Genomic DNA, 14898 nt, shown 5'->3' on the forward strand with positions numbered 1-14898 from the left:
GCATTGAATCGAATCACCGAGGCAACGCAAGCCGCGAAACCACGTGCATGGCCTCCCGCAATTCCGCACGCGAGGCAAGCATCCGATACTGCTCGAACAACGCTTCATAAACATCCGCCGACGCGGCGTCCGGTTCGAAATGCTGGAACGCCCGCGCGCCGAAGCGAGCCGCACCGTCCGTGAAATCCCGCACCACGCCCGCCGCGACGGCGCCATGAATCGCGGCGCCGACCGCCGTTGCGTTGTGCATGTCGGGCACCGAGACCGGCTTGCCGAGCACGTCCGCCATCAACTGGAGCAGGAAGCGATTGTTCTCGCTCAAGCCGCTCGCGAGGATGGTCCGCGTGACCGGCGCGCCCTCGCTCTGCATCAGCTCGATGATCGTGCGTGCGCCGAAGCACAGCGATTCCATCATCGCCCGATAAATCTCCGCGCGTGTCGTGGTCGTGCGCAAGCCAAGCAGCATGCCGCTCACCTGCGGGTCGGAAAGCGGCACGCGGCAGCCGTTCCACCAGTCGAGCGCGAGGAGCCCCGACCCACCCGGCCGCAAACGCGCCGCGCTCGCGTTGTACGCCGAGAAGTTCGCTGGCAAGTCCTCCGCCAGCGGCGCGGTTTTGACGAACCACGCGAGCGCATCGCCGAAACCGGCCTGCCCTGCTTCGTAGCACCATAGACCGGGAAGCGCCGCATCCTTCGCCACGCCTTCGATACCGTCGGGCAAGGGACGCTCGGTGTCATCGAGCAACATGTACACCGCCGATGTCCCCAGCGCGCCGACGAGCGTGCCCGCTTGCGTCGCGCCGAGCGCGGGAAGAATCACGTGCGAATCGATAGCCGCGACCGCCACGGCCGGTTCGCCTAGCATGCCCGTGCGCTCGATCCACTCGCGCCGCACCGTTCCCGCCGACGATCCGATACGCTTCGGCGCGCTCGATCGCGTGGCGAGTCCATCGACGCCGAGGGGTGGATAACCCGCATCCGAATAGTGGGCCTTGTAGCGCGCCATATCGGAGCTTCGCGCCTCCGTTCCGGTGAGCTGCCACGCGAGCCAGTCGCCCGCCTCGATGAATCGCTCCGTCTGCGCCCAAAGTGTGGGCGCTTCCGCGGCAAGCTGCGCCGCCTTCGCGGGCAACCATTCGCCGGAAGTCTTGCCTCCCGACTTAGTCAGATGCACGCCGCGTTCACGGCTGATCTCGTCGGCCCAGGGCTGCGCCGAGTGATGCTTCCAGAGCTTGACGTAAGCGTGCGGATCGTCGGGGAATCGCGTGGAAAGCGGCGTTCCGTCCGCCGACGCGGGCAATGGCGAACTCGCCGTGAACCCGATGCCGATAGCCTCGATACGCTTCCCACGTCCGAGCGCCGCGAGAACGACCTCGGCGCATTCGAGATAATCCGGCGCGTTTTGCAAAGCCCAGCCTGCCTTCAGCGGCAACCCGCCCGGAAGCGCGTCTATGAGCGTGCCATGCCGATACCGATGCGCATGCGTCGCGCACACCTCGCCGCTTTCGATATCCACCAGCACGCCTCTTGCCGAATCCGTTCCGTAGTCCAGGCCGATCAGGTAGCCACCGCTCATCGTCGCGATCCATGAGTTGAAGAAATTGAAATATAGTGCAGCGAGGTTCGCGCGTCATCGAAACGACGCGCATGAGGCCGGACCCGTTTCCCTATCCCAACACAACCCGTGGAAAGATTCGCATGAAAGTGGACAAGCAAAGCTTCGCAGGGCGGCACGCGTTCATCACCGGCGGCAGCCGGGGCATTGGCTTTCAGACCGCCATCGCGTTAGGCGAAGCGGGCGCGGCGGTGACCGTATCGGACCTGACGGATCATGCGGTGAGCGAAGCCGTCGACAAGCTGCGCGCGGCCGGCGTCGATGCCAGCGGCGTGGTGCTCGACGTCACCGACCCGGATCAATGCGACCGCGTCGCGCTCGAACTGAATGGCGGCGCAGCGGTCGATGTACTCGTCGCCAACGCAGGCATTGCGTGGCCCGACACGCCCGCCGAGGAGATGAGCAACGAAGCGTGGCTCAAGGTGATCGACACCAATCTCAACGGCACGTTCTGGACGTGCCGCGCGTTCGGGCGTCATATGCTCGCCAAGGGCAAAGGCTCCATCGTGACCGTGGGTTCCATGTCCGGCGTCATCTCCAACAAACCGCAACGGCAGGTGCAATACAACGCGTCGAAAGCGGCGGTGCATCATCTGACGAAGTCGCTCGCGGGCGAATGGGCGGAGCGCAACGTGCGCGTCAATTGCGTCGCGCCGACCTATGTCAACACGGTCATGTCGAACGTGACGGCAAAGGACGAGCGCTTCTTCAAGCCGTGGATGGACAACACGCCGATGCGCCGCATGGTCGAACCGGAGGAAGTGGCATCGGCGATTGCGTTTCTGGCGTCGGATGCGGCGAGCGCAATCACCGGCACCATCCTGCTCACCGATGCGGGCTACACCATCTGGTGACGCGTCACGCCGACAGCTTCGTCATCTCGGCGTAAAGGTCGGCCTTGCCCTCGAAACCGATGCCGGGCAAGTCGGGCATGGTGATATAGCCGTTTTCGACCTTCACGCCATCCGGGAAACCGCCGTAGGGCTGGAACAGATCGGGATACGACTCGTTGCCGCCAAGCCCCAGCCCTGCCGCGATATTCAACGACATCTGGTGCCCGCCGTGCGGAACGCAGCGGCTCGGCGACCAGCCGTGCTGATGCAGCATGTCGAGCGTGCGCAGATATTCGACGAGACCGTAACTCAGCGCGCAATCGAACTGCAGCCAGTCGCGGTCGGCACGCATGCCGCCGTAGCGAACCAGGTTGCGCGCGTCCTGCATCGAAAAGAGGTTTTCGCCGGTGGCCATCGGCTTGTCGTAGTAGTTGCGCAGCGTGGCTTGCAACTCGAAGTCGAGCGGATCGCCCGGCTCTTCGTACCAGAAGAGATCGTATTGCGAGAGCGCCTTGGCGTACTGAATGGCCGTGTCGAGATCGAAGCGGCCGTTGGCGTCCACCGCGAGCTTCTGGCCGTCCTGCAGAATGCTCAAGATCGAATCGATACGGCGCAGGTCTTCATCGAGCGAAGCGCCGCCAATCTTCTTTTTGACGACCGTATAGCCCCGGTCGATGTAGCTGCGCATCTCGTCCTTGAGCTTGCCGTGGTCCTGGCCCGGATAGTAGTAGCCGCCTGCCGCATACACGAATACCTTGCGGTCCGGCTGGCTATTGCCATGACGGTCCGCGAGCAACTGAAAAAGCGGCTTGCCTTCTATCTTCGCGACCGCGTCCCAGATCGCCATGTCGATGGTCCCGATAGCCACCGAACGCTCGCCGTGACCGCCCGGCTTCTCGTTCATGAACATGGTCGCCCACACCTTGTGGGGATCGATGTTGTTGCCGGTATCGTCGAGGAGCGTGCCCGGGTCTGCTTCGAGGATGCGCGGAATGAAGCGCTCGCGCATGAGTTTGCCCTGACCGTAGCGGCCGTTCGAGTTGAAACCGTAACCGACGACAGGCTTGCCGTCGCGGATCACGTCGGTCACGACCGCGACGAGACTCAGCGTCATCTTGCTGAAGTCGATATATGCATTACGGATGGGCGAACTGATCGGAACGGTCTTTTCGCGGATTTCGACGATCTTCATAAATGTCTCCTGACGGCACTCGCTCATTGAAGACGTTAGGTTAGCCGCGAAGTGCCGGGTTAAGATTCACCCACATTCATTTCATTTTTTACTTAAAGTGAATACTGATTCGGCAACGGACTTCGAGTTCTTCATCTTGCTCGCGAAACTGAAGAGCATGTCCGGCGCGGCGCGCGCACTCGATCTCACGCCGCCCGCAGCGACCAAGCGGCTCGGCATCATGGAAAAGCGGCTGGGCGCGCAGCTCGTCAACCGCACCACGCGCAGCGTCAGCCTCACGCCGGAAGGCGAAACCTATCTGCGCTATGCAACGCAGATTGTGGAACAAGTGCGCGAAATGGAAGAAGCGATCACGGGCGCGCGCACCGATCCGCAAGGGCTGCTGCGCATCAACGCGACGCTCGGCTTCGGACGCACGACCATTGCGCCGCTCGTGTCCGAGTTTGCAAAGCGCTTTCCTCAGGTCGAGGTTCAGTTCGAAGTGACGGATCGGCCCGTCGATCTGATCGAAGGTGCGTTCGATATGGCGATACGCTTCGGCGAACTGCCCGACAGCCGCTTGAGCGCGCGACGCATCATGAGCAACCGGCGCTTTCTTTGCGCATCGCCGAAATATCTCGAACGCTTCGGCACGCCCGAAAAGATCGAAGACTTGCTGCAGCACCGCTGCATCATTCATCGGCAGAACGACGATGCCCATGGCGTATGGCGATTCATCGACGAAGACCACACGGAAGCGCTGAAAGTGCGCGGCGCGTTATCCAGCAACGATGGCGATATCGTCCTGCGCTGGGCGCTCGACGGACACGGCATTCTTATCCGCTCGGAATGGGACCTGGCGAAGTACGTACAGAGCGGACGGCTCGAACTCGTGCTGCCGAACGCCGTGCTGCCATCGGCCGATCTCTTCGTCTATTACCCGCGGCAACGCAACCAGACCGCACGCGCCCGTGCGTTCATCGACTTCCTGGTTGAGCGCTTTCAGGCGCCGTTCATTCCCGTCGATGCCGGCAAGCTCATGCGCGAGCGCAAGAAACGCGGCGCCCGCCGTTGATCCGCTCGTGTACGGGCACGAACGTTCGCATCACGCGCGCCACGCGACTTGCCTCGTGCGTCGGACGATGCGAGACTCGGCACGCTGAAGTCGCCCGCAAAACGGAGGAGACATGCGGCCAGCCGGTAGCCTGAAAACGCATTCACTCGCCGACACCGCGCCACTGCTTCCATGGGCTGCGGCGCTGGTGATTTTGCATATCGCGACCAATGGCGAATACGGCTTTCATCGCGATGAGCTCTCCACGTTGGAAGACGCGCGCTCGCTCGCGTGGGGTTACGTCGGCGTCCCGCCGTTCATTCCGTTTCTTGCGCGAGGCGCGTTCGCGCTGTTCGGGCCGTCGCTGACCGGCTTGCGCTTTTTCTCGTCGCTGGCAATGGGCATCGCCTTCGTGCTCACGGGCCTGATTGCGCGCGAGCTCGGAGGAAGCAGACGGGCGCAGATCGTCGCCGCATTGGCCGCCGCTATTAGCAGTGTCGCGTTGAGCGCGGGCGCGCTTTATCAGTACGTCAGTTTCGACTATCTATGGTGGGTCGCGGCCGCATACTGCGCGGTGCGCCTGCTGTCCACGGACGATGCACGATGGTGTCTCGGCGTTGGCGCTGCCATCGGCATCGGCTTGTTGACGAAGTACACCATCGCGTTTCTGGCAGCGGGTATCGCCGCGGGCTTGCTCTTCACACCCGCCCGTCGATACTTCCGCAGCGCGTGGCTATGGCTCGGCGTCGCGCTCGTCGGCGTGATCGCGCTGCCTCACTTGATCTGGCAGTTTCAGCACGACTTCATCACACTGGATTTCCTGCAGAGCATTCACGCTCGCGACGTCCGCATGGGACGCGGCAACGGGTTCCTGCTCGGTCAGTTCTGGATCACGACAAGCCCGTTCACGGTTCCCTTGTGGCTCGCGGGACTCTACTATCTTTTCGCCGTCGGGGAAGGCAAGCGGTTTCGCGTGCTTGGCTGGATGTTCGTCGTGCCGCTCGTGTTGTTCGTCGTGGCGAAGGGCCGCGACTACTATATGGCGCCTGCTTATCCGATGTTGCTCGCGGCGGGCGCGGTGTGGGCGGAGCAACGGATGGCATCGCTCAACATGCGCCACGCAGCGGCGATTCGCTGGTCCGTGTGCGTCGTGCTCGCAATCGGCGCGGTGCTGGGCGCCGCACCCGTACTGCCGATTGCTCCGGTCGGATCGACATGGTGGCGCTTTGCGGATCGCGTCAATGGCGGCAACTTCAACGAAGAGCTCGGGTGGCCCGACATGGCGGAAAGCGTCGCGCGCATTCGCGACACACTTCCGGAGGGGCAACGTGCGAGCGTCGGCATTCTCGTCGCCGATACGGGCCAGGCCGGCGCCATCGATCTATTCGGCGCGCGCTTGAAGCTGCCGAGCCCGATCTCCGGCACCAACTCACACTGGTTTCGCGGATACGGCGACCCGCCGCCGAAGCCGCTGATCGTCGTGGGTTTTCCGAGCGATATCGTGCAGCGTGAGTTGGCGTCGTGCCGTATGGCCGCGCGTCTCACGAACCGCTTCGGCATTGCAAACAGCACGGTAAGTGGCCGCGATATCTTCCTATGCGAAGCACCGCGCCAACCGTGGCCGCAATTCTGGCGCGGCATACAGGTCTATGGATAGCGCGCATCTTCATTGCGCGTCCGTGCCCGCGGTCGTCTGAATGATGGTCTCGAGTTGCGCGCTCATCGGCAGATTGATGCTCGTGCCCGATGGCAGGCGGCGCAAAAACCAGCGCTTGTATTGCCGGTCCATTTCGCCATCCGCCGCGAGTTCCTGGAACGTGTCCTTCACCACTTGCGCCAACTGCGGATCGTCCTTGCGAAACATGATGCCGTACGGCTCATACGAAAGGTAATCGCCGACCACCCGGTACGACCCGCCCGCGCCCGCGTGCTCGGCAATCAGCCCGTAGAGCAAGACGTCGTCGGTGGCGAATGCGTCGGCATGGCCGTCGGCCACTTGCGCGAAGCCTTGCGCGTGGTCTGGCACGATCTGCAACTGAATGCCGAGCCGGAACTTGCTGTCCAGATCGCGCAGCGCCTTCTCGTTCGTGGTGCCGGCGGTCAACGTGACCTTCTTGCCCGCGAGATCGCGAAACGAGCCGATAGGCGAGCCGCTCTTGACCATCACCTTCGTGCCCGCGACGAAGATGATCGGCGAAAACGCCACGCGTTTCTGGCGTTCGATATTGCTGGTCGTCGAGCCGCATTCGAGATCGACACGGCCGCTCGTCACGGCGTCGATACGATTATCAGGCGTAACCGGCACCCACAGGATGGTCGGCGTCAGGTTGATTGCATCGCCGATGGCCGTCACCAGCGACTTGCATAACTCGATGGAATAACCGATAGGTTCATGGCGCGCGTTCAGATACGAAAACGGCACCGATGCCTCGCGATAACCAATCGCGACGACACCGCTCTTTCGCACCTTCGCGAGCGTTCCCGTGAGCGCGACGGGCGCGAAGCTATCGGGAATAGCGCGTGACGTTTGCGGATCGTCCTGCGCTCGCGCTCCGGCACAGGCGATCAAGGTCCCCGCGAGCGCAAGCATCGAGCAGAATCGCTGCATCTTCATGGCGCGGCTCCGCTCAACCTTCTGCCGGATGGGCGATGGTCGCTTCGAGCTCGGTTTCGATGCGCGCCGCGTTGGCGTCGGCTTCCGCTTCCGTCATCAGTTCGCCCTCCCACTTGGCGACCACCGCGCTCGCAATCGAATTGCCCACCGCGTTCGTGGCCGAACGGCCCATGTCGAGGAACGTGTCCACGCCGAGAATCAACAACAAACCCGCTTCGGGAATGCCGAACTGGTTGAGCGTTGCCGCGATCACGACGAGCGACGCGCGCGGCACGCCGGCCATTCCCTTGGATGTCAGCATGAGCACCAGCAACATGGTCAGTTGCGTGCCGATGGAAAGCGGAATGTTGTAGGCCTGCGCGATAAACAACGTCGCGAAGGTGCAGTACATCATCGAGCCGTCGAGGTTGAACGAATAGCCCATCGGCATCACGAACGCGGAGATCTTGCGCTTCACGCCGAAGCGGTCGAGCGCATCGAGAATCTTCGGATACGCCGCTTCCGAACTCGCGGTCGCGAACGAGAGCATGAACGCTTCTCTTATCAGTCCCAGCAGCTTGAGCACGCGTGGTCCGAGAAACAGGAAACCCGCGAGCGCCAGCAACGCCCACAACATGAACAGGCTCAAGTAGAAGTCGCCCATGAAGACCGCGAACTTGAGCAGAATGGTCAGGCCATTGACGGCGACAGTGGACGCCATTGCGGCCAGCACGGCGAGCGGTGCGAGCTTCATCACGTAGCCGGTGATCTTCAGCATGACGTGCGAGAGCTGGTCGATGGCGGCGACGAGAATCTTGCCCTTGTCGCCCAGCGCGGCGAGCGCCACACCGAAGAACATGGAGAACACGACGATCTGCAGCACTTCGTTGTTGGTCATCGCTTCGGCGAACGACCTCGGCACCATGTGACTCACGAAGTCCTTGAGCGTGAACTTGGAAGTCGCCAGATTCGCCGACGCGCCGATATCCGGCAAAGGCAGCCCGAGATTCTCGCCCGGCCTGAGCAGGTTCGACATCATGAGACCGAGCAGCAACGACACGAGCGACGCGGTGACGAACCAGCCGAGCGCCTTGGCAAACACGCGCCCGACCGAGGCTGCATCGCCCATATGCGCAATGCCCACGACGAGCGTGGAGAACACGAGCGGACCGATCACCATTTTGATCAGTCGCAGAAACACGTCCGATATGAGCGAGATGTAGCCCGCGATTTCTGTAGCAGTCTTCTTGTCCGGAAAGCTCGAGTAGATCATGTAGCCGATCCCGATGCCCAACAGCATGGCGACCAGGATCCAGATGGCCGCATTATTTTTTCGGTTCATCTCGAAGCCTCCATTCACTGCTTTGATGGTTTGCGGGATGCAAAGCTCGAAACCGGATGCTGCCGCTTAGTGTGCCTTAACAAAAAGGGAATTGCATTGGCGTAATCCGCCATGCAAGGTGTTTGAATTGCCGGAATCGAAATGCGCGGCGATGGCATCGATGCATCGCATATATATCCGCTACGCTTGCCGCAATGCAGCGACAGGATCGAGTCTCGCGCCCGCCGAACGGCGCCGCGACGCTGGTGCGCTGCGCAACGGCACGTTTGGCGCGTTGCCTAACGCGCGTCCTCGTCAAGCACGAGGAGATTCTCGTGCGAAAAGCCGAGCGCGACCGGCTGGCCGCGTTCGGGCAGCAACCGGTTCGGGTCGTTGAAGACATCGAGCGACACTACCGCGTCTTTCACCCGCGCGCGGATACGCACCACCGCGCCGAGGAAGCTGATTTCCTCGACGGTTGCCGCCAGCGAATTGCGGCCGCTCGCGGGCGGTTCCAGCACGATCGCTTCGGGACGCAACGCGAGAAGCCGCTCCCGGCCGGCATCGTCCGATGGCAACTGGCGCGACGTCACGAGTTCCTGACCGTCCACGGCCATGCGTCCGGTCGCGGGATCGATCACGCGGCCCGCAAGAATGTTGAGCGTGCCAACGAAGGAGGCGACAAAGCGCGTGCGCGGAAAGTTATAGATGTTGAGCGGCGGCCCGACCTGTTCGACGCGCCCCTCGTTCATCACGACGATGCGATCCGAAATGGATAGCGCCTCTTCCTGATCGTGCGTGACGAAGATCGACGTGATTCCAAGTTCGCGCTGTAACGCGCGAATGTCTTCGCGCAACGAGACGCGGATCTTCGCATCGAGCGCGGAGAGCGGTTCGTCGAGCAGCAACACTTGCGGCTTGCTCGCAAGCGCGCGCGCCAGCGCCACGCGCTGTTGCTGGCCACCCGACAGTTGCCACGGATAACGCTCGGCAAGATGCGGCAGCTTGATCAGTTCGAGCATTTGCGCCACGCGCTCGTCCATCTCCTTCTGCGGACGCTTCGCCACTCGCAGCGCGAAGCCTATGTTCTGCGCCACCGTCATGTTCGGAAAGAGCGCATACGATTGAAACACCATGCCGACGGCTCGTTCGCGCGTACGCAGATGCGTGACGTCGCGGCCATCGAGACGAATGGTGCCGCGCGTGGGCGTCTCGAAGCCCGCGATCATGCGCAGCACGGTCGTCTTGCCGCATCCAGAAGGACCGAGGAACGTGATGAACTCGCCGCGCTCGATTTTCATGTCGAACTGATGCAGCGCGATGTTCGGCCCGAACGCCTTGTGAAGATTGTCGATTTCGAGAAATGCCATGCGTCGCGTGCCTCAGGCTCAAGTTTTCTGGCCGGCCAGCGCGCGCGCCGAACCGAATACCTGGATCAGTCCCATCGAGGCCCAAGTGACGACGAACGCGATGATCGCGAGCGCCGACGGCTCGTAGGCACGGTTCGCACCGATCAACTGCAGATACGGGCCGAACGCCGGACGATCCAGCAGACTCGCGAGCGTGAACTCGCCGATGACGACCGCAAAGGTAAGGAACGCGCCCGACAGAATGCCCGAGCGCACATTCGGGAAGATCACTTTGAAAAGTATGGTCGCGCGGCCCGCGCCCAGACATTCGGCGGCTTCGGTGAGCGAGCGGATATCGACGGCGCGCATGCCGGCGTCGACCGCGCGATACATATACGGCAGCGACAGCGTGACATAGCCGAACACGAGCAAAAGGTCGGTCGCGCGTTCGTTGCCGGTGAGCGGCAGGATCGAACTGCTGTTGTAAATGCGCAGATAGCCGAACACGATGACGATGGCCGGAATCACGAGCGGCAGCAACGTGATGAACTCGACCACGGGCCGCAGCTTCGGCAAGCGCAGCTGCACCCAGTAAGCGGTCGGCACCACGAGCAGCACGCCGATCACGATGGTGAGAAAGCCCATCAGCACCGAATAGCCGAACGACGCCTGAAAATGCGGATCGCCGAGTACGACGCGATACGCGTCGAAGCTGTATTCGCCACGACGCATGCGCAGACTGAACTCGAATGTGGCGATCAGCGGAATCAAAAAATATAGCGAGCCGACGATCATCGCGATGGCGGCGCCCGCGCGCGACTGCGATTTCATCGGCGTCCCCTTTCGGCGCGCGCACGCAACCAGATATAGCCGCCGTTCGAAAGCCCCGTCACCACGATCATGCCGAGCGCGAGCGCGTAACCCAGGTTCTGGTTATGCAGCACGTCGCCGCGAATCTGCGCGTACAGCAGAATGGTCACGATATTGAGCGAGCTGCCGGTCAACGCATAAGCCGTGGCGACCGCGCCGAACGCGTTGGCGAACAAGAGCAGCGCCGCGCCCAGCAAGCTCGGCCACAGCACCGGCAAGCCGACATAACGCCAGTACTGCGCCGATGTCCCGCCGAGGCAATCGCAGGCTTCGCGCCATTCGCGCTTCAGACCGTCGAGCGCGGGCGTGATGATGAGCACCATCAACGGAATCTGGAAATACAGGTATGTGATGGTCAGTCCGGCGAAGCTCAGAATGCTGAAGCCGGTGGAATAGAGATTGAAGCCAAGGTACTTGCGCGCCAGCACGGTGACGAGACCCACGCGCCCCAACGTGCAAATGAAAGCGAACGCGAGCGGCACGCCCGCGAAGTTCGACGCCACGCCGGAGAAGGTCATGAGCGTCGGGCGAATCCATGCGGGTAACTGGCCTTTCACCGCCGCCCACGCGAGCAGCGAGCCGAGTATCGCGCCGCCCGCGGCCGACGCCGCGCTGACTTTCATGCTGATCCAGTAGGCATCGAGCACGCCGGGCTGGAACAACTCGCGGAAATTGACGAGCGTGAAGTGTCCCTGCGGGTCCTGGAACGCGCCCACCATCAAGAAGCCCGTGGGCAGCAGAAGGAATAGCAGCGCGAACACGAAGAACGGCAGCACGCCGATATACGTGAGCCAACTCGCGCCGCCGCTTGCGCGCGCGGCACCGGCCGGCGGCACGGGCGCGGCCGGCGCCAGCAGATCCGGCCCGGCGCCTTGCGGAGGAGAGACGCTCATTGCAGGATCTCGTGCGTCACGCTTACTTCACGTTCGCGCCGACGATCTGATCCCAGCCCTTGGTGACGACGTCCTTGGTGGCGTCCTGTTGCGGCAGCGTCGGGAACACGACGCCTTTATACGCCGATGCGGGCGGCAGCTTGTCGAGCAGCGCCTGCGGCACCTTCTTCTGCGCCACGAGTTCGTTGTAGCGCATTGGATGGCAATAGCCCGCGAGCCAGCCGAGTTGGCCTTCGTCGGAATAGAGGTATTCCATCCACAGCTTCGCGGCGTTCGGATGCGGCGCAAACGCGCTGATCGCCTGAACATAAACGCCCGCCACGACACCCGTCTTCGGCACGATCACCTGCACCTTCGGGTTGCCCTTGAGCGTGTCGCGGTCGGCGAGCGCGTTGTAGTCCCAGCGCACGATGATCGGCGTCGTGCCTTGCGCCAGCGACGCCGCCTTGCCGATCACCGGCACGAAGTTGCCGCTCTTGTTCAAATCGGCGAAAAATTTGAGTCCTGCCTGATCCGCCTTGCTTGCGTCGCCCTTGGTCTGCGACAAGCCCGCCGCATAGACGCCCTGAATGGCCTGATTGGCCGAGCGTGGATCGCCCGCGAGCGAAACCGCGTTGCGATAGTCGGCCTTCTGCAAGTCGCTCCAGTCGGCCGGCGGCTTGTCGATCATGTCGGTGTTGACTTCGAATGAAAGCACGCCGTAATAATCGCCGTACCAGTAGCCTTCGGCGTCCTTGGATTCGGCGGGAATCGCGCTCCACGTCGACACCTTGTACGGCTGCAACAGGCCTTCTTTCTTCGCCGTCGGGCCGAACGAAAGACCGACGTCGATCACGTCCGGTGCCTGCGGTCCCTTGTTGCCTTTGTTGGCCTTGATCGCTTCGATCTCGTCGCCCGAGCCTGCGTCGGGGTTGAGTTCGTTGACGTGAATGCCGTACTTCTTCTGGAACCCGGCGATGACCGCGCCGTAACCGCACCAGTCATGCGGCAGTGCGATGGTGGTCAACTGCCCTTCCTGCTTCGCGGCTGCGATGAGCGCATCCGTTGGCGCCGCCACAGCCTGACCGATGCTGCCCGTGGCCAATCCAGCCGTGGCGCAGATGCACAAAACACGGCCTGTCCCGATACGCTTCATCGTCATTCTTGTCCTATACCGGAAGGTATTGCGTTGATGAGTTCCGCCGATTGCCGATGCAGGCTAAAGTCAATCAGCGCGTTTGGCAAGCCGCCAAAAAAGCCGGCTCCATGCGCGGCATCGGCGGCACCCTTCAGTTCCTCGAAGGCTCGCTGGGCGGCGCGCGGCGCGTGCCGAACGTCGCGACCACGATCGGACTCAGCGCCGCGAGGATCGCGCTGAAGCGCATCGTCGAAGCAATGCCGAGATGTTCGACGACCGCGCCGCCACCGAGCGAACCGAGCGCAATCGCGCTCGCGCCGCTGCGTTCCGGCTTGGCGCCGAGGGCGTGCCCATTAGCGCGGTGTCTCCCACGCGACGGCATCCGAGTCCGAAGGTGCGGCTCTTTATCGGCCGACTCGTCGATGCATGGCAGCCCAAACCGCCGAGGGAACGCGAGCTGCGTTGAAGCACGATCCCGCAATGTGGACCACGCGCGAACGCGCTTCGAATGCGCTTTATTGAATCGCGCACGCCTGAGCGATACTGACACTGTCGGAACGCATGAGACGCGACGCTGTTGCTGACGAGCCGTGACAACCCACCGAGGATTCGCACGATGGCCAAGATCTCCGCAGGCGTAGGTCCGAAATTTCCGCAAGTGGTCGTGCTGTTCGGCGCCACGGGCGATCTCGCACGACGCAAGCTGTTGCCTGGCCTCTTCCATCTGTCGAATGCGGGGTTCATCCCCGGCTGCAAGATCATTGCCGTCGCGCTCGACGACATTCACGTGGACGACTTCCGCGTCACGGCGAAAGGCGCGCTCGACGAGTTTTCGAGTCGTAAGGTGACGCCGCAAGAGTGGGACACGTTCGCCGCCAATCTCGATTACGTGCCCCTGACAGCCGGCGCCGCAACGCTGAAGGCGGCGGTCCTGAACGCCGAGAAAAGCTTCGGCGGCGAATGCCGGCGCCTGCATTATCTGAGCGTTCCGCCCAACGCCGCGCTTTCGGCGGTCGGCATGCTTCATGAAGCGGGACTCGTGGAACGCTCGCGCATCATCATGGAAAAGCCTTTCGGCACCGATCTGGCAAGTTCCGTGTCGCTCAACGCTCACTTGCACGAGGTCTTCGAAGAGGCGCAGATTTTTCGCATCGATCACTTTCTCGGCAAGGAACCGGCGCAGAACATCCTCGCATTTCGCTTCGCCAACGGCTTGTTCGAACCGATATGGAATCGCAATTTCATCGATCACGTGCAGATCGACGTGCCGGAAACGCTCGGCCTCGGCAAGCGCGCGGGCTTCTACGAGCAGACGGGCGCGTTTCGCGACATGGTCGTCACGCACCTGTTCCAGATTCTCGCGTTCATGGCAATGGAGCCGCCCACATCGCTGGAACCTTCGCCTATCAGCGAGGAAAAGAATAAGGTTTTTCGCAGCATGTTGCCGATTCAACCTAACGATGTCGTGCGCGGTCAGTACACGGGTTATCGGACCGAGGAAGGCGTGAGCGCCGAGTCGGAAACAGAGACCTTCATTGCGCTGAAATGCTCGATCGACAACTGGCGCTGGGCGGGTGTGCCCTTCTATCTGCGCACCGGCAAGCGGCTCGCGGAAGGCCAACGAATCATTTCCATTGCGTTTCGCGAGCCGCCGAAGAGCATGTTTCCGGCAGGTTCGGGCGTGGGTTCGCAGGGACCGGACCATTTGACCTTCGATCTCGCCGATGCCTCGAAGATGTCGCTCTCGTTCTACGGCAAGCGGCCCGGCCCCGGCATGCGTCTCGACAAACTGAGCCTGCAGTTCGCCATGCGCGACACGGGCTTGATCGGCGAAGTGCTGGAAGCCTACGAGCGCCTGATTCTCGACGCCATGCGCGGGGATCGCACGCTGTTCACGACTGCGGAAGGCATCGAGCGGCTGTGGGAAGTATCCACGGCGCTGCTCGAATCGCCGCCGCCCGTGCGGTTTTACGCGCCGGGTTCGTGGGGGCCGAATGCGATTCATCAGCTCGTCGCGCCGCGTGCCTGGCGGCTGCCGTTCGAGCGTGCGTGGCGCGATCCGAACGCGCTCGGAAGCTGATC

The 14898-nt window shown here is 62.5% G+C and carries 13 protein-coding genes; 4 read left to right on the forward strand and 9 right to left on the reverse strand.

Going from position 1 to position 14898, the window contains the following annotated elements:
• Positions 1-13: 13 nt before the first annotated feature.
• Positions 14-1576, reverse strand: a complete 1563-nt coding sequence (locus tag QCE79_RS16440; RefSeq protein WP_309846033.1) for an FGGY-family carbohydrate kinase — start codon at positions 1574-1576, stop codon at positions 14-16.
• A gap of 122 nt (positions 1577-1698) precedes the next feature.
• On the opposite strand from QCE79_RS16440, the gene QCE79_RS16445 reads away from it, so the two are divergent.
• Complete coding sequence (locus QCE79_RS16445; protein WP_250494870.1) at positions 1699-2469, forward strand: SDR family NAD(P)-dependent oxidoreductase; 771 nt, start codon at positions 1699-1701, stop codon at positions 2467-2469.
• Positions 2470-2473: 4 nt separating this feature from the next.
• Here QCE79_RS16445 and QCE79_RS16450 read toward each other — a convergent pair whose 3' ends face one another.
• Entirely contained in the window at positions 2474-3640 is a 1167-nt protein-coding gene (locus QCE79_RS16450) for a mandelate racemase/muconate lactonizing enzyme family protein (RefSeq protein WP_309846037.1), read from the reverse strand.
• Between the two features lie 97 nt (positions 3641-3737).
• Between QCE79_RS16450 and QCE79_RS16455 the strand changes: the two genes are divergently transcribed.
• Together QCE79_RS16455 and QCE79_RS16460 are read left to right on the forward strand one after the other, a co-directional pair.
• Entirely contained in the window at positions 3738-4694 is a 957-nt protein-coding gene (locus QCE79_RS16455) for a LysR substrate-binding domain-containing protein (RefSeq protein WP_309846040.1), read from the forward strand.
• Positions 4695-4806: 112 nt separating this feature from the next.
• Positions 4807-6330, forward strand: coding sequence for a glycosyltransferase family 39 protein (locus QCE79_RS16460; protein ID WP_309846042.1), 1524 nt, complete (start codon positions 4807-4809; stop codon positions 6328-6330).
• Positions 6331-6339: 9 nt separating this feature from the next.
• Here QCE79_RS16460 and QCE79_RS16465 read toward each other — a convergent pair whose 3' ends face one another.
• The 7 genes from QCE79_RS16465 to QCE79_RS16495 form a co-directional block, all read right to left on the reverse strand.
• Positions 6340-7287: an amino acid ABC transporter substrate-binding protein gene (locus QCE79_RS16465; protein ID WP_244831684.1), complete on the reverse strand. Its 948-nt coding sequence runs from the start codon at positions 7285-7287 to the stop codon at positions 6340-6342.
• A gap of 13 nt (positions 7288-7300) precedes the next feature.
• On the reverse strand, positions 7301-8608 hold the full coding sequence (locus tag QCE79_RS16470; protein ID WP_250528169.1) for a dicarboxylate/amino acid:cation symporter: 1308 nt from the start codon (positions 8606-8608) through the stop codon (positions 7301-7303).
• Between the two features lie 278 nt (positions 8609-8886).
• Positions 8887-9957: an ABC transporter ATP-binding protein gene (locus QCE79_RS16475; RefSeq protein ID WP_250494874.1), complete on the reverse strand. Its 1071-nt coding sequence runs from the start codon at positions 9955-9957 to the stop codon at positions 8887-8889.
• 18 nt (positions 9958-9975) lie between these two features.
• Positions 9976-10767, reverse strand: coding sequence for an ABC transporter permease (locus tag QCE79_RS16480; RefSeq protein WP_244831687.1), 792 nt, complete (start codon positions 10765-10767; stop codon positions 9976-9978).
• Positions 10764-11699 carry an ABC transporter permease subunit gene (locus tag QCE79_RS16485; RefSeq protein WP_244831688.1) on the reverse strand — a complete coding sequence of 312 codons (936 nt, stop codon included), beginning with the start codon at positions 11697-11699 and terminating at the stop codon, positions 10764-10766. Before QCE79_RS16485 ends, QCE79_RS16480 begins: the two co-directional genes overlap by 4 nt.
• Positions 11700-11721: 22 nt before the next feature.
• Positions 11722-12840, reverse strand: coding sequence for an ABC transporter substrate-binding protein (locus QCE79_RS16490; protein WP_309846051.1), 1119 nt, complete (start codon positions 12838-12840; stop codon positions 11722-11724).
• Between the two features lie 127 nt (positions 12841-12967).
• Positions 12968-13198 (reverse strand): hypothetical protein, encoded by a 231-nt coding sequence (locus QCE79_RS16495; RefSeq protein ID WP_250511343.1) that lies wholly within the window; start codon positions 13196-13198, stop codon positions 12968-12970.
• 234 nt (positions 13199-13432) lie between these two features.
• On the opposite strand from QCE79_RS16495, the gene zwf reads away from it, so the two are divergent.
• A complete protein-coding gene (gene zwf / locus QCE79_RS16500; RefSeq protein ID WP_244831691.1) occupies positions 13433-14896 on the forward strand; it encodes a glucose-6-phosphate dehydrogenase in 1464 nt (487 codons plus the stop codon).
• The last annotated feature ends 2 nt before the right edge of the window (positions 14897-14898 follow it).

The organism is Caballeronia sp. LZ003, assembly GCF_031451465.1.
GTDB lineage: Bacteria > Pseudomonadota > Gammaproteobacteria > Burkholderiales > Burkholderiaceae > Caballeronia.

Excerpts from the sequence above, each read along its gene's own strand:
- QCE79_RS16440 (WP_309846033.1), bottom strand. The coding sequence starts at position 1,576 with ATGAGCGGTGGCTACCTGATCGGCCTGGACTACGGAACGGATTCGGCA.
- QCE79_RS16445 (WP_250494870.1), top strand. The coding sequence starts at position 1,699 with ATGAAAGTGGACAAGCAAAGCTTCGCAGGGCGGCACGCGTTCATCACC.
- QCE79_RS16450 (WP_309846037.1), bottom strand. The coding sequence starts at position 3,640 with ATGAAGATCGTCGAAATCCGCGAAAAGACCGTTCCGATCAGTTCGCCC.
- QCE79_RS16460 (WP_309846042.1), top strand. The coding sequence starts at position 4,807 with ATGCGGCCAGCCGGTAGCCTGAAAACGCATTCACTCGCCGACACCGCG.
- QCE79_RS16465 (WP_244831684.1), bottom strand. The coding sequence starts at position 7,287 with ATGAAGATGCAGCGATTCTGCTCGATGCTTGCGCTCGCGGGGACCTTG.
- QCE79_RS16470 (WP_250528169.1), bottom strand. The coding sequence starts at position 8,608 with ATGAACCGAAAAAATAATGCGGCCATCTGGATCCTGGTCGCCATGCTG.
- QCE79_RS16475 (WP_250494874.1), bottom strand. The coding sequence starts at position 9,957 with ATGGCATTTCTCGAAATCGACAATCTTCACAAGGCGTTCGGGCCGAAC.
- QCE79_RS16480 (WP_244831687.1), bottom strand. The coding sequence starts at position 10,767 with ATGAAATCGCAGTCGCGCGCGGGCGCCGCCATCGCGATGATCGTCGGC.
- QCE79_RS16485 (WP_244831688.1), bottom strand. The coding sequence starts at position 11,699 with ATGAGCGTCTCTCCTCCGCAAGGCGCCGGGCCGGATCTGCTGGCGCCG.
- QCE79_RS16490 (WP_309846051.1), bottom strand. The coding sequence starts at position 12,840 with ATGACGATGAAGCGTATCGGGACAGGCCGTGTTTTGTGCATCTGCGCC.
- QCE79_RS16495 (WP_250511343.1), bottom strand. The coding sequence starts at position 13,198 with ATGCCGTCGCGTGGGAGACACCGCGCTAATGGGCACGCCCTCGGCGCC.
- zwf (WP_244831691.1), top strand. The coding sequence starts at position 13,433 with ATGGCCAAGATCTCCGCAGGCGTAGGTCCGAAATTTCCGCAAGTGGTC.